The 13,217-nt window shown below is 67.5% G+C and carries 13 protein-coding genes; 5 read left to right on the top strand and 8 right to left on the bottom strand.

The genetic code is table 11. The features are described from left to right. Positions 1-64: 64 nt before the first annotated feature. A complete protein-coding gene (locus QN239_RS17925; protein WP_499012420.1) occupies positions 65-1,000 on the top strand; it encodes a LysR family transcriptional regulator in 936 nt (311 codons plus the stop codon). Between the two features lie 24 nt (positions 1,001-1,024). Further along, positions 1,025-1,348: a hypothetical protein gene (locus tag QN239_RS17930; RefSeq protein WP_499012422.1), complete on the top strand. Its 324-nt coding sequence runs from the start codon at positions 1,025-1,027 to the stop codon at positions 1,346-1,348. A 53-nt stretch (positions 1,349-1,401) separates the two neighbouring features. On the opposite strand, the gene QN239_RS17935 is transcribed toward QN239_RS17930, so the two are convergent. Next, positions 1,402-2,793 carry a GntP family permease gene (locus QN239_RS17935; protein WP_499012423.1) on the bottom strand — a complete coding sequence of 464 codons (1,392 nt, stop codon included), beginning with the start codon at positions 2,791-2,793 and terminating at the stop codon, positions 1,402-1,404. Continuing rightward, positions 2,790-3,293 carry a gluconokinase gene (locus tag QN239_RS17940; RefSeq protein ID WP_499012424.1) on the bottom strand — a complete coding sequence of 168 codons (504 nt, stop codon included), beginning with the start codon at positions 3,291-3,293 and terminating at the stop codon, positions 2,790-2,792. Before QN239_RS17940 ends, QN239_RS17935 begins: the two co-directional genes overlap by 4 nt. A gap of 123 nt (positions 3,294-3,416) precedes the next feature. On the opposite strand from QN239_RS17940, the gene QN239_RS17945 reads away from it, so the two are divergent. Beyond that, positions 3,417-4,121, top strand: a complete 705-nt coding sequence (locus QN239_RS17945; protein WP_499012426.1) for a FadR/GntR family transcriptional regulator — start codon at positions 3,417-3,419, stop codon at positions 4,119-4,121. A 16-nt stretch (positions 4,122-4,137) separates the two neighbouring features. Here the strand turns inward: QN239_RS17945 and QN239_RS17950 are convergent, their stop codons facing one another. Next, entirely contained in the window at positions 4,138-4,803 is a 666-nt protein-coding gene (locus tag QN239_RS17950) for a TetR/AcrR family transcriptional regulator (protein ID WP_499012428.1), read from the bottom strand. A 62-nt stretch (positions 4,804-4,865) separates the two neighbouring features. Between QN239_RS17950 and QN239_RS17955 the strand changes: the two genes are divergently transcribed. Further along, on the top strand, positions 4,866-5,741 hold the full coding sequence (locus tag QN239_RS17955) for an SCO6745 family protein (protein WP_499012430.1): 876 nt from the start codon (positions 4,866-4,868) through the stop codon (positions 5,739-5,741). 5 nt (positions 5,742-5,746) lie between these two features. On the opposite strand, the gene QN239_RS17960 is transcribed toward QN239_RS17955, so the two are convergent. From QN239_RS17960 to QN239_RS17975, 4 genes are all read right to left on the bottom strand, one after another. Next, positions 5,747-6,076, bottom strand: coding sequence for a YnfA family protein (locus QN239_RS17960; RefSeq protein WP_499012431.1), 330 nt, complete (start codon positions 6,074-6,076; stop codon positions 5,747-5,749). A gap of 18 nt (positions 6,077-6,094) precedes the next feature. Continuing rightward, positions 6,095-8,077: a DUF7064 domain-containing protein gene (locus QN239_RS17965; RefSeq protein WP_499012432.1), complete on the bottom strand. Its 1,983-nt coding sequence runs from the start codon at positions 8,075-8,077 to the stop codon at positions 6,095-6,097. A 26-nt stretch (positions 8,078-8,103) separates the two neighbouring features. After that, positions 8,104-10,035 (bottom strand): primary-amine oxidase, encoded by a 1,932-nt coding sequence (locus tag QN239_RS17970; RefSeq protein ID WP_499012434.1) that lies wholly within the window; start codon positions 10,033-10,035, stop codon positions 8,104-8,106. Between the two features lie 67 nt (positions 10,036-10,102). Further along, complete coding sequence (locus QN239_RS17975; protein ID WP_499012436.1) at positions 10,103-11,614, bottom strand: carboxylesterase/lipase family protein; 1,512 nt, start codon at positions 11,612-11,614, stop codon at positions 10,103-10,105. A 33-nt stretch (positions 11,615-11,647) separates the two neighbouring features. Here QN239_RS17975 and QN239_RS17980 point away from each other — a divergent pair, with 33 nt between their 5' ends. Beyond that, positions 11,648-12,328, top strand: a complete 681-nt coding sequence (locus QN239_RS17980; protein ID WP_499012438.1) for a hypothetical protein — start codon at positions 11,648-11,650, stop codon at positions 12,326-12,328. 127 nt (positions 12,329-12,455) lie between these two features. Here QN239_RS17980 and QN239_RS17985 read toward each other — a convergent pair whose 3' ends face one another. Then, the gene (locus QN239_RS17985; protein ID WP_499016848.1) at positions 12,456-13,157 is read right to left on the bottom strand and encodes a hypothetical protein; all 702 of its coding nucleotides are present in this window, start codon (positions 13,155-13,157) and stop codon (positions 12,456-12,458) included. Between the last annotated feature and the right edge of the window lie 60 nt (positions 13,158-13,217).

Below are 13,217 nucleotides of genomic sequence, written 5' to 3' on the forward strand. Positions count from 1 at the left end.
CGGAGACCCCAGACGCGAGCTTCCACCTAATCATGATTCACGGGTACCGACGCAGAATGGATGGATGGATCCCCGCCGACTGCAGCTGCTGCTGACCCTGTCCCGGCTCGGCTCGATGCGGGCAGTCGCCGATGCCCATCACCTCACGACATCGACGGTCTCCCAGCAGCTGGCCGCACTTGCCAGAGAAGCCAAGGTGACGCTGATCGAACCGGACGGCCGCCGGGTACGCCTCACCCCCGCCGGCCGCCGGCTCGCCGATCACGCCGTCACCATCCTGGCCGCCCTCGACTCGGCCCGACTCGACCTGGATCCGCACGCCGAACCCGCCGGGACGCTTCGAGTCGGTGGCTTCGCGACCGGCATCCGGGTATCGCTGCTGCCGGTCGTGCCCGAGCTCACGGCGCGGTATCCCGGGATCGACGTCGTGGTGAGCGAGTACGAACCGGTCGAGGCGTTCCGGCTGCTCGTCGATGACGATCTGGACCTCGCCCTGACCTACGACTACAACCTCGCGCCTGCGGCGCTGAGCCCCGTCCTGGAGGCCGTCCCGCTGTGGAAGATCCCATGGGGACTCGGGGTACCGGCGCAGGGCGCACCTGAGGTCGGTGGGCAGGCAGATATCTCCGCGTATGCCGGCCAGCCGTGGATTGTGAACTCGCGCAACAGCGCCGACGAGGTGGCATTGCGGGCCCTGGCTGCACTGGCGGGCTTCACCCCGCGCATCTCACACCAGATCGACAGTCTGGACCTCGTCGAGGATCTCATCGTCGGCGGCTACGGCGTGGGCCTGCTTCCGCTGGGCCGGCCCACCATGGCGGGCGTCACGGTGCTGGATCTCGCCGATCCCAGCGTCGTCCTGACCACCTACGCGGTCACCCGACGCGGGCGGGCGGACTGGCCCCCGCTGCGGGCAGTGCTGGAACGCCTGCGACCCCCGTCGGGACCACTGCCCACACGTGACTGGCTGCGCCCGTTTCCGGGCTTGTACCCAGGCTGACGTTCGCAGCGTATTCTCAGCAACATGGGCACGCTGACCCGGTGGATCACCGCGAGCGCCTTCGTCGCCGCCGTGGGTACGTCGCTGCTCGCGCCGGCCGCAACACATCAACCGGACGTGATGGCGACCTGCCCCAACCAAGGGATTCTGGTCGGCAAGCAACAGGTGGGTGCGTACACCGACAATTGCGATCTGGTCGTGACCCCGCCACCTGCCATCGGTGCGGCGCCCAGCGCGGGCGCGATCATCGCCTGCCGTGGCATCACGGGCTGCTTGTCGGATTTCGTCAACAACCCCGGCTGGGTGAAGGTGCCCCAGGTCGACACGCGGCCGCGGCAGAGCCCGTAACGGCCCTCCCCTGGAATCCCCACGGGTTCAAGGGGTTTCGCGGGTGTGCGCAGCTAGACGAAGATGTCCAGGATCAGGACGAAGGCCAAACCGCTCACCGACAGCACCGTCTCCATGATCGACCAGGTCTTGATGGTCTGCCCGACGCTGAGCCGGAAGTACTGATTGACCAACCAGAACCCCGCGTCGTTGACATGGGAGAAGAACAGCGAGCCGGCGCCGACTGCCAGTACCACCAGCGATACCTGGCCGGTGCTCATCCCCTCCACCAAGCCGAGGATCAGCGATGAAGCGGTGATGGTGGCGACCGTAGCCGAGCCGGTGGCCAGCCGGATGAGCACGGCGAGCACCCAGGCCAGCACCAGTACCGAGATGTGCACACCTTCGGCCCACCGCGCGAGCATGGTGCCGATACCGCTGTCCACCAGAACCTGTTTGAAGCCACCACCGGCGGCGACGATCAAAATGATGCCGGCGATCGGCGGCAGACCCGATTCGATGCACTTGGTGAGCGTGGCCCGGTCCATGCCCGCCCCCCGGCCCAGGGTGAACATGCCCACGATCACCGCGAGCAGAAGCGCGACGAGCGGAGTGCCCAGGGCATCGAAGATGGTTCGGAACCATTGCTTTTCGTTGTCGATGAAGATATCGGCAAGGGCCTTGCCGAGCATCAGCGCGACCGGCAGCAGCACCGAGAACAGCGTGATCCCGAACGACGGGCGCTTGTCCTGTGTCCTGGTCTCGTCGGCATCGAAGGTGTCGGGAGCGTCCACCACCACCCACTTGCCGGCGAGCTTGCCGAACAACGGCCCGGCCAGGATGACCGTCGGGATCGCCACCAGCACCCCGAGACCCAACGTGACGCCGAGATCGGCGTTGAGCAGGCCGACCGCCGTCAGTGGTCCGGGATGCGGGGGCACGAAACCGTGCATGGCCGACAGGCCCGCCAGCGCCGGGATACCGATGGTGATCAGGGACTGCTGCGACCGGCGGGACACGAGATAGATGACCGGCATCAGCAGTACGAGACCGATTTCGAAGAACATCGGGAGGCCGATGATGGCGCCGACCAATGCCATCGCCCACGGCAGCATGCGCGGCGAGGCTGCACCGACGATGGTGTCCACGATTTCGTCGGCGCCGCCGGAATCGGCGAGCAGTTTGGCGAACATCGCGCCGAGTGCGATGAGGATGCCCACGCTGGCGGCCGTCGACCCGAACCCGTCGGTGAACGACTTGAGCACCTTGGTCAGGTTCTCCCCCGCGACCAGGCCGACGGTGAGGCCGCCGAAGATGAGCGCCAGGAACGGGTGCAGTTTCACCACGGTGATCAGGACGACGATGACGGCGATGCCGGCCAGGAACGACAGAATCAGCTGCGGGGCTGAGGCCACCGGCTCGACGAGTTTGGGCGCGTCGGCCAACAGTGTCACGGCGGCGTTCATCGGTGTTCCCCTCCGGTGAGTGAGATGTAGGTGTCGACGATGGCGTCGATGCTCTGACCGACGTCGATGACGACGCCCGCCTCGTCTTCCTCGAGAGGTTCGAGGGTGTCGAACTGAGATGCCAGCAGCGAGGCCGGCATGAAGTGCCCGGGTCTGCTGGCCTGGCGCGCCCCGATGATCTCGGGTGTCCCGCTCAGGTGCAGGAATTGGATGCCGGGGCAGTGTGCACGCAGCTGGTCGCGGTAGCGCCGTTTGAGCGCCGAGCAGCTCATCACGCCACCGTCGCCACAGTGCTCCCCCAGCCAGTCGCCCAGGGTCGCCAGCCACGGCTTGCGGTCCTCGTCGTCGAGCGGGTGGCCGGCCTTCATCTTCTCGATGTTGGCGGGTGGATGGAAGTCATCGGCATCCGCGAACGGGACGCGCAGCCGCTGCGCCAGCGCGGCGCCGACGGTGGACTTCCCGCTCCCCGAGACGCCCATCACGACGATCGGTGATGGCATCGCTACACCTCCCTGACTGTGGTTGACCTCACACAGAATGACTTAAACGTCATACTATTGCAAGAGGATCACAAATACGTCTGCTTTAAGTCCAATCGAAGCCGGCTATGACACGATGTACGCGTGGGTCCGTCGTCAAACGTCAGCGCACTGCACGACAACGTGCTGACCGCCCTGGGCGCCGCCGTGGTGTCCGGCAGATACCCACCGGGCGAGGTGATCACCCTCGAAGGGGTCAGCGCCGAACACGGGGTGTCGCGCAGCGTTGCCCGCGAGGCGATCCGGGTACTCGAGTCGATGGGCCTGGTGTCCTCGCGACGCCGCGTCGGTATCACCATTCAGCCCTCATCCAACTGGAATGTGTTCGACCCCAGCGTGATTCGGTGGCGTCTGGAATCCGGCGACCGGGCCGCCCAGCTGATCTCGCTGTCGGAGTTACGCCGCGGATTCGAGCCGGCCGCCGCCGCACTGGCCGCCCGGCGGGCGAATCCACACCATTGCCGGATCATGGCCGCCGCGGTGTCCGACATGGTGATGCACGGCCGCTCCGGTGACCTGGACGCATACCTGCAGGCCGACAAGATCTTTCACCAAACGCTGCTGGAAGCCAGCGGTAACGAGATGTTCCGTGCGCTCAACGCGGTGGTCGCCGAGGTACTCACCGGACGCACTCACCACGGGATGATGCCCGAACTGCCCAACCCCGCCGCCATCGAACTGCACGACGAGGTGGCCCGGGCGATACGGCTGCGCGACGAGTCGGGTGCCGAACATGCCATGCGGGCCATCATCGACGAGGCCGCCAGAGCGGTGGCCGAGGACGCCTGAGGGTAAGCCGCCAGGTTCAGGGCCGGGACGTGTCCCGCCCGCCGGATCCGTCGCGCGCGGCTTCCCGGAGCTGACCGTGCCGGATGAGGTTGGTGGTGGCCTCGTCCCATCGCAGTGTCTGTTCCCGGCTGTAGAGCGGTCCGGGGATGTGCCGCTCGATATGTCTGCGGAACACGCTGGCCGCGACGCGCACCAGCACCGGGTTCAGCACCGACCACAGTGGGTCGAGGTCGGACCTGGCCAGACCGCGCGCGATGAACGTCTCGCCCTGCGTTTCGCTGATCTTGACCAGACCGTCGAAGATCGCGGCACCGGTCGCTCCGCCTTCGGTGAGAACACGAGCGACGTAGTCCATCACGTCCGGATGCTCGATGAACAACTGCGCGGTGCCGCCGCGATAGACGTCAGGGGTGTTCCCCGTCTCTGGCGAGGCCGGACTGTCATCGAGTATCCGGCCGCACACCCGCAGCACGTGCTCGTCGATCGCCTCGATCAAAGCCGCTTTGCTGCCGAAGTAGTGCTGGATGAGACCCACGCTCACCTCGGCCGCGTCGGCGATGGTCCGCAGGGACGTGCCCGACACCCCGCGCTCGGCAAAGCAGACCATCGCGATATCGCGTATCCGCTGCGGGTTTGTCGCTTCGGCCGGTGCGGAAGAACCGAATCCCGCCGCGTCGCTCATGGACAAAACCATACCGGGGCCGTGCTCGCACGCGGCCGACCCCGTGATGCTTGACTGTCCCGGTGAGACAGCCCAGGGTTGCCCGTCGCCTGTTCGACCGGCTGGAGCCGGTACACGCCGTCACCTACTTCGCGCCGGAATCCCGCGCCGCGCTCGGCGAGCTCGGCTACCGCGGATTCTGGTCGGGCTACTTCGCCGCCCGGTCGGCGCCCCTGGGGCCGGTGCCACCCGAGGTGGTCACGGCGCTGTTCTACAACTTCTCCTCGCGTCAGGTGCACAAGGCGCTGCCCGCGGCGTGGGAGATCGCCACCCCGGCCGCTGTGCTGGCCGCCCGCCAGGATGCGGCGGTGGCCACGTTGCGGCGCTACGGGATGACCGACGACGAGACGGTGCGGACCGCAGCCGATCTGGCCGAGATCGCCGCCCGCTCGGCCCCGATACACGGGCGAGCGCTGTTCGCCGCCAACGCGGCGCTACCGTGGCCCGAGGAGCCGGTGGCCAAGCTGTGGCACGCCACCACCCTGCTGCGGGAGCAGCGCGGCGACGGCCATGTCGCCGTGCTCGCCGCGCACGGTATCGGCGGGCGCGAATCCAACGTGCTGCACGCCGTGGCCGGCCGGGTGCCACGCGAGATGATCGCCCCCAGCCGTGACTACGACGAAGACGATTGGCAGGAACAGTTGGACGGGCTGGCCGCGCGCGGACTGGTCGACGCCGGTGGGTCGTTGACCTCAGCCGGTGCCGACCTCAAGGCGCAGATCGAGGACAGCACGGACCGGCTGGCGCTGCGCGCCTTCGACGCCCTCGACGACCGGCAGCTGGGCACCTTGTTCGCGGCGCTGACACCCCTGACCCGCCTGGTGGTGGCCGGCGGCGATGTCCCCGCCGACACGCCGATGGGCCTGAACCGAGACGAGCTCGACGACGACGCCCTGTAGTCGGCCTAGCGCGGGGCGTACATGATGAGCCCGACCCCGGCCAGACAGACCAGCGCCCCGGCGACATCCCACCGGTCGGGCCGGAAGCCGTCGGCCACCACGCCCCACAGCAGCGAGCCAGCCACGAACACTCCGCCGTAGGCGGCCAGTACTCGGCCGAAATGCGCATCGGGCTGGAACGCCGCAACGAATCCGTAGGCGCCCAAGGCGATCACACCGGCACCCACCAGCCACGCTCCGCGGTGCTCGCGCACGCCCTGCCACACCAGCCACGCCCCGCCGATCTCGAGTACCGCCGCGAGCACGAACAAGGCCACCGATTTCAGCGCGAGCATGAGACCAGCTTGCCCTTCTCAGAGGTTGCGGTTCCACTCCACCCAGCCGACGCCATGGCGGCCGTCGCGGGCGGTGACAGTCACCCAGGCCCGCGGGAACTGGCTGATCCGCCCGTCAGGCGAGGTGAGCAGAACGGGCGCATGGCCCTGCACGTCGAGGCTGACCTCGATATCGCCGGGACTCAGGCTGATGGTCGTCGATACCGGTAATCCGTTGTCGCCGAACGCCTTCTCCGCGGTCACCGACTCCAGTTCGACGAGTTGGCCGCCGTTCTGGACGTAACCGATACCGACGGGAGGGAGCCCGGGAATCCTGATGTCGACGCCGTGCAGATGAGTGCCGTCGTCCAGGTGAAGGGCGCTCCACACCCAGTCCATGCTCCACCAGTCCCGCACACCCCACGAGTGGTCACGCTGGCCGGGGACGGCCGTGAGCGCGTACGCCGTGCCGCCCACCGTGGTGGTGCCGGTGACCGTGCACGGAATCTCGTAACGCGGCGTGATCCGGTACTGGTACGGCGTTCCCGCGGTGGCGAATTCCAGATCCAGCGCGACGTCGACCGACTGGCCCGTCGCACCGTGCAGCAGGCCGGCGGGATCGTCGTAGGCCTGGCCGCGTCCCCGTACGGTGACGCGGTACGAGCGCAGCGGGTCGGTCGCCACCAGCGACAGCTCGAGGTCATCGGTACCGATGTGCGCGGGATCGGCGGGCAGGGCCACCTCGAAGTCGTTGATCGCCACCGTCGGCAGGCCCGGTCCGCACAGCAGGGCGTTGACCCATGCCTTCTGCTGGTTGGGATACAGACCCAGCCGCACCCATCCGCCGATGCCCTGGGCGGCGTCGGCGAAATCGAAGTACCAGCTCTCATTCCACAGCGGCTCAACGCCCGCCGCGTGCGGTGCCTCATCCCCTGCCTCCGGGGCCAGCGGTGCCGGCACCTCAGCATCCGGCAGCACCGCGAGGGCATCGGTGTCCAGCACGTGTTCGCAGTGCCGTTGCAGCATCGTCATGAACATCAGGTCGCCGCGGTCGGTCCGCTCGACGAGCATCGAGGACACGATGGCCATCATCACCCCGAAGAAGCTCTGCCTGCGCACCCCGTCGCGCACGGCGTCCAGGGACAGCCCGTCCCCCACAGCGCCCTGATAGGCCGCCAGCAGCTCGTCGTAGTGAGACCGGCGTACCTCCGGCTCGAGGGCGCAGCCGAGGAAGTAGGCGACGTCGGTCAGGGCCGGACCCCAGGTCACGGTCTGCCAGTCCACCACCGTCAGCGGCCGGTCGGCGCCGGGAGCGCCGAACAGCATGTTGTCCAGGCGGTAGTCGCCGTGCACCAATCCCTTTGCGGCCCCGGCTTCCTGAGCCAGGTAGGCGTCGAATGACCCGACCAGACGCTCGCACACCTCGCGGTGTCGCGGCTCGATCCGGTCGGCGTAGCGTTCGGAGAACGCGGCGTACAGTCCGGCGATCAGCGCCTGGTTGATCGGCGCGTCCCCGTTCAGCCAGGCCGCACCGGCCAGGTCGGGGTTGCCGAGCAGCGGACCGTGCACCAGCCCCAGCTGATGCAGCGCCAGCGCCGCCTGCTGCGGTGTGGCGCCGCGGATCTCGTCCCCGACGACCGCGGGCGTGGCATCTGCGAGCAGGAGGTCGAAGGCGCCGGTCTCCGGATCGTAGGCATGGTGCAGGCACGGGGCGAACGGGCTCGCCGTTCCCCTGTCGCCCAGGGCCGGTGCGATCTCGGCGTAGAACCGCACCTCGCGTTCATAGAGCCCCATGGCGAGGCCGGTCGTCCGGCTGTTCGGATCGGCGGCGGCCACCTTGAGGACGACGCTGGCGGGGCCGCTGTCGCCGTCTGCGTAGCGCAGCGTGACCCGGTAGCACTCACTCATCTGACCTGTGCCGATGCGCTCGACATCGTGGCCCTCGACCCGACCGGCGCCGAGCGCCGCGGTGAGCCAGTCGTCGGTCAGGTCGGTGGGACGCTCGATGAGTTCACTGTGCACGCCAGTGAACTTAGCAGTGGCGCCGATCACATGTGACAGGTGTCAAGTTTTTCGTCACGGGGGACGTCCAGGGCCGGATTACGGTCGAAGAAGCCGAACGGTTTCAACCAGAACGACACCACGTCGACGGGCATGACCGGCCAGTCCTCGGGACGGGTGATGTGGTGCAGACCGAAGACGTACCAGAGGACCACATCGGTGTCGAGGATGGGGCGGTCTGCCTTGGTCCACTCCCCCAGGCCGGTGTCGGAGACCGACTGGTTGACGAATTCGCCTGCCGGCCAGCGCTCATCGGCGCGGTTCGGGGTGACCCACAGGGTGTGCCCGATGACGTTGGCGCGTTGCAGGACCGGGGCGTCGGGATCGAACATCGCCGGCAGCGCCCCGGTGGGTACCAGCTTGTACGACGGATGAGTGCCCAGGCCGTTGACGACGTTGGTGTTGACCACCTTCCAGGTGCGCTGGGTGGCGAAGTTGAGGTCCTGCTTGCCCTCACTCTCGGTGCGCAGCGGGATGTTTCGGGTCACCACCGACAGACCGTGCGGGTTCTCCTCCGAGATCGGTTCGGCAAAGGATTCCGACATGTAGACGGTGTTGTCCGGGCCGTCGATGTCGAGGTCCAGGCGAGCCACCAGGAAGTGCTGATGGAACGGTGCGTAGGTGCGCTCGTCGACCAGGGTGCCGTTGGGATTCGGAGCGCCCGGCGGTAGCGGAGTGGTGACCATGATGCCGGTGGCCCGGACCTCGCACTCGATATTGCCGTCCTGATACAGCCGCCAGTAGACCAGGTACTCGTAGTTGGCGACGGTGACATGGAAGCTCAACGTGAGTCTGCGCATCCGGCGCACCTCGGCGCCGGCGTCGTGATCCACATGCTTCCACAGCACCGCAGCGTCTTCCTCGTGAATGCAGATGGCGTTGGCGATGGTGTAGGGCTCGCCTTTGCTGTTGTGCAGCACCGCATCCAGGTAACGGATCTCCCCTAGGCAGTCGCATCCCAGGGTCAGCGAGGTCGTCATGAAACCCAGGCCCCACTCGCCGATGTCGAAGGCGGTGCGACGGTAGTGGTCCACCGAGGGGTCCCGATACGGCACCACCATCTCGGCAAACGACATCCGGTGCGCGACGGAACGGATCCGGCCGCCGTCCCGATAGGTCAGCGCGTGCAGCGTCATCCCTTCCCGGTAGTTGAAACCGACTCGCAGTGACCAGTTCTGCCATGTCAACAGGTGACCGTCCAGCGTGAACGACGGCCCTTCGGGCTGGGTGATATGAAGTGGTGTGAGCGGATCACGCTGGGACACAGCCGATATCCGATCCGGGATGTGGCGGGGAACGTACTCGCCCATCACCACCGGGGGTTCGGCCCCCTCGGCGAACGGACCCGAGTCCTCCACCCGGAGCACTTCCATGGTGTTCAGGTCGACCACACAGTGCAGACCGCTGACGAGGTGGGCGTACGGGTTCGCCCCTGGTGCATCCCGACGCCACGTGTCCGACCAACCCAGCCTCCGGTCCCGGAACTCGGGCGGGGCGACGGCGTCCCCGTAGGTCCAGGTATCCATGAACACGCTGTCCAGGTCGGTGATGCCGCGGCGCGCCAGCGCCGCGATCACCTCGGGGTGTGCGCGCAACACCTGGTCGCATTCGACGAATTCGTCGACGGTGAAGTTGGCCTGCACGCCGGGAACATGGTCGAAGGACTCCACCGTCTGAGCGTGCAGCGATACCAGTGCCTTGTAGGTCGCGTTACGGGCGCGATCCAGGCAGACTGCCAGCGCCCGGCGGGGCGGGGCCGTGCCCCCGCCGGCGAAGGCGCGCAACTCGTCTTTGGTCGGCTCCGCGAGTTCGATGGAGGCGAAGCGCCAGCCTGGGGCGCGCACTCCGTGCCGGGCACCGAGGATCGCGGCGACAGCAGTGAATTCGTCGGCATCGAGAGGATCAAGAGGGTGCGCCATCGCTCTACGCAAGCACACCATGCGGTGGTGCGCAGGCCATTGGGAAGGCCTGCGGGAAAGTGAACCGTCAACCCACGGCCAGCGTGAAACCTTCCCAGGCTCGGCGACGCTCGGCCGCCGGGTCGTATTCCAGGTGGGTGTTGCGGTCGAATACCAGCACCGCACGCATGTCCTGGTCATAGCGGGGCCAACCCTCGCCGGGGTTGCCGGTCCTGCCGAAGGTGCCCCAGCGCGTCTGTACCTCCCTGCTGACCCGGCGAGCCGAGGAGCCGTCGGCGGCCGCCGTGAGCAGTCCGCCCAGGCGGGTGCGGTAGACACCGAATACCGCCAGCAGTTCGGTCGCGTGGGTGGCGCCCATTCCCGACCAGTGCAGGATCCGCGGCGCATAGTCGTAGCGGTAGACGTAGGTGGGCCGGTGGCGGCTGTGCGCCTCCGCGATATCCCAACTGGCGGTGCCGAACGCGAAGTCACCGCCCAGCCTGATACACGCGGCTCGGGCGGGATAGTCCGGATAGGCGGCGATGACGCGATCGCGGGTTTCGGTCCCGGTGGTCGAGAGGAGCATCTCGATGCTCTGCTCGGTGGTCGGCAGCAGCTGCATGAAACGGGTGAACAGCCTGCCTTCCTCGGCATTGCTGCCGACGACCAGCGGGATCCGGTGCGCACGGCCGCTGCGCATCGCGACGACCGGGTCCTCCGGCAACAGCTCGGTACCGCAGGTGGGACCGACCGGGAACGCGCCGGGCATCTCCTTGCCCGCGCGGGCGATCAGGGTGTCCAGCGCGGCCAGCAGATCAGCCGGGCGCGCGGACATCGCCGCGCGCGCCCCATCCTTGCCGGACGCGCCGAGCAAACCGGCGAACTGCGCGGCGAACATGGCGGCCTGGTCCGGGTTGCGCACCATACCGCTGGCAGCACTCTGCGAAATCGCTTGTGCGAAAAGACCTTCTGCCTCGGGTATCGCCATCAGGGTGGCGACGGCATGCGCGCCGGCGCTCTCCCCGAAGATCGTCACGTTGTCCGGGTCACCGCCGAACACCGCGATGTTCTCCCGCACCCAGCGCAGTGCCATGATCAGGTCGCGCAGGTAGAGGTTGTCGTCGATCTCGTGCTCGGGTGTGGACAATGCGGACAGATCGAAACAACCCAGCGCGCCCAGGCGGTAGTTGGCCGAGACGTATACACAGCCACCCTTGGCCAGGGCGACCCCGTCATAGATCGGTGTCGCCGAGCTGCCCATCAGGTAGCCGCCGCCGTGGATGAAGAACATCACCGGAAGGGGCCCGTCGTCTGCCGGGTCCTGCGGAGCCACCACATTGAGTGTCAGACAGTCCTCGCTCATCGGCTGATATTTGCCGACACCGAGCAGTGTGTACATCCGCTGCTGTGGGGCGCAGTTGGTGAATCCGTGGCAGTAACGCACCCCCGGCCAGGGCGACGCGGGGCGGGGTGCACGGTATCGAAGGGCACCGACCGGCGGTTTCGCATACGGGATCGAGCGCCAGCGGTGTACCCCGTTGCGGGTGAAACCCTCGATCGTCCCGGTGCTGATCTTCACGCGGACGGTGTGTTCGTGCATGGCCTGACGGTAGCGAACGGCTACCCTTGCCGCATGCGGATGGCAGTGGTGCTCATGGCGTCCGCGCTGGTGGCGGGGTGTTCGCAGGATATGAAGGGCGCCGCCGTGCCTGCGCCGCCACCCCTGACCGCGATCACGCCGGGCACATCCAGGCCCGCACCCAGCCCCACCGCGCCGACCTCCGCCTCACCGCGGCCGCCGGCGCCCGGTGCACCGATCGCCGAGGTGACGCGGTGGGTGAACGCCGGCAAGGCGGTACCCGCGGAGAAGTTCGGTTCGGTCAGCCGCGATGGCACCACCACCGACGTACACGGGGTTGCATTCAGCACCGACACCGTCAGCTGCATCAGCAGCGCGCGGTACAACGATGGTGCGCTGGCCTGTCTGGTGAAACTGACCAATCCGCCGCCCAAGCCGCCCGACGCTTTCATCATGTGGAAGGGCAACTGGGTGGACTTCGACGGGACGAGCGTGAACGTCGGCTCGCTGCACGGCGACCCCGGGCCGTTCGTGGATGGCAACGGCCCTGGCCTGTCGTCCGGCGAGACGCTGGCGTTCGGTGACTTCGCCTGCCGGGCAGACGGTGACGCGGTGATCTGCGTCAACCATGCCCACCAGACGGCGACCCGGATGCGGCCCGCCGGCGTGGACGGGTTCGGCTGCCTCGCCCCGGTCCAGGCGCCACCCGATATCGGGATCAGGCTGTCCTGCTGAGGCTGCTGAGATCGACGAAATGCCAGGGCCCTCTCGCACATAGCCGCCCAAATGTGCATTTGGGCGCGGAACGCGAAAAGGCTTCGGTAACAAGGAGTTAACCGAAGCCTTTCGCCTGTGCCGGGTATCAGCCGAATCGGGTGGTACCGGTGACCAGGTGCCCGGTGACCTCGATCCCGTTGATCCTCGAGGTAAGGGTGTTGCCCGACAGTTTGACGGTCTGGTCGGCCTGCTGCAGTTTGCGCTTGTTGCGGACCTGGGCCTGGAACTGCGCAGCGTTGAGTTGCTGCAGCTCGGCCTGCTCGAAGTCGCGGCCACTGATGCCGCCGTTGAACTGCACGCCGGTCACCGAGCCGTCGGGCCGAATGATCCAGGAGGCCCGCGCACCGTCGAGTGCGGCGGTGTACATGCCTGCCGGGGCCGAGACCGGAGCGGCGGTGAAGTCGTAGGTGACGCCGTTCATGGTCAGCGCCCCGGTGACATCGGAGCCGGTGAAACTGGCGGCCAGGGTGTCGCGGAACTTCGAGGTGATGTCGATGCTGCCGGCGGATTGATTGCCGAAGAACCAGGCTTCGTCGTCGGTGCCGTTGCAGGCGTAGGCGGTGACGGAGTCACCGTCGACCGAGATACCGATCGCCATCTTCTTGCCGTCCTTCTCTGCGTCAGCCATATAGCGGGCCGACTGCGGGAAGGGGGTGGCGGTGCTGGTGGACGGGGCGGTGGCCGATGGGGACCCCGCCCGAGTAGAGGTGCCACCGGAGCAGGCCACGGTGCCCAGGGCGAGCATCGCGGCGGCGCCGGCGAGGAGGGTGCGGGAGAACTTTCTCATGCCCACCAGCATGGTCGTCGCCGGCCGGGAGTACATGGAGATTGTGTGGAGATTGCATGG

The organism is Mycolicibacterium sp. Y3 (assembly GCF_051188035.1).
GTDB lineage: Bacteria > Actinomycetota > Actinomycetes > Mycobacteriales > Mycobacteriaceae > Mycobacterium > Mycobacterium fluoranthenivorans.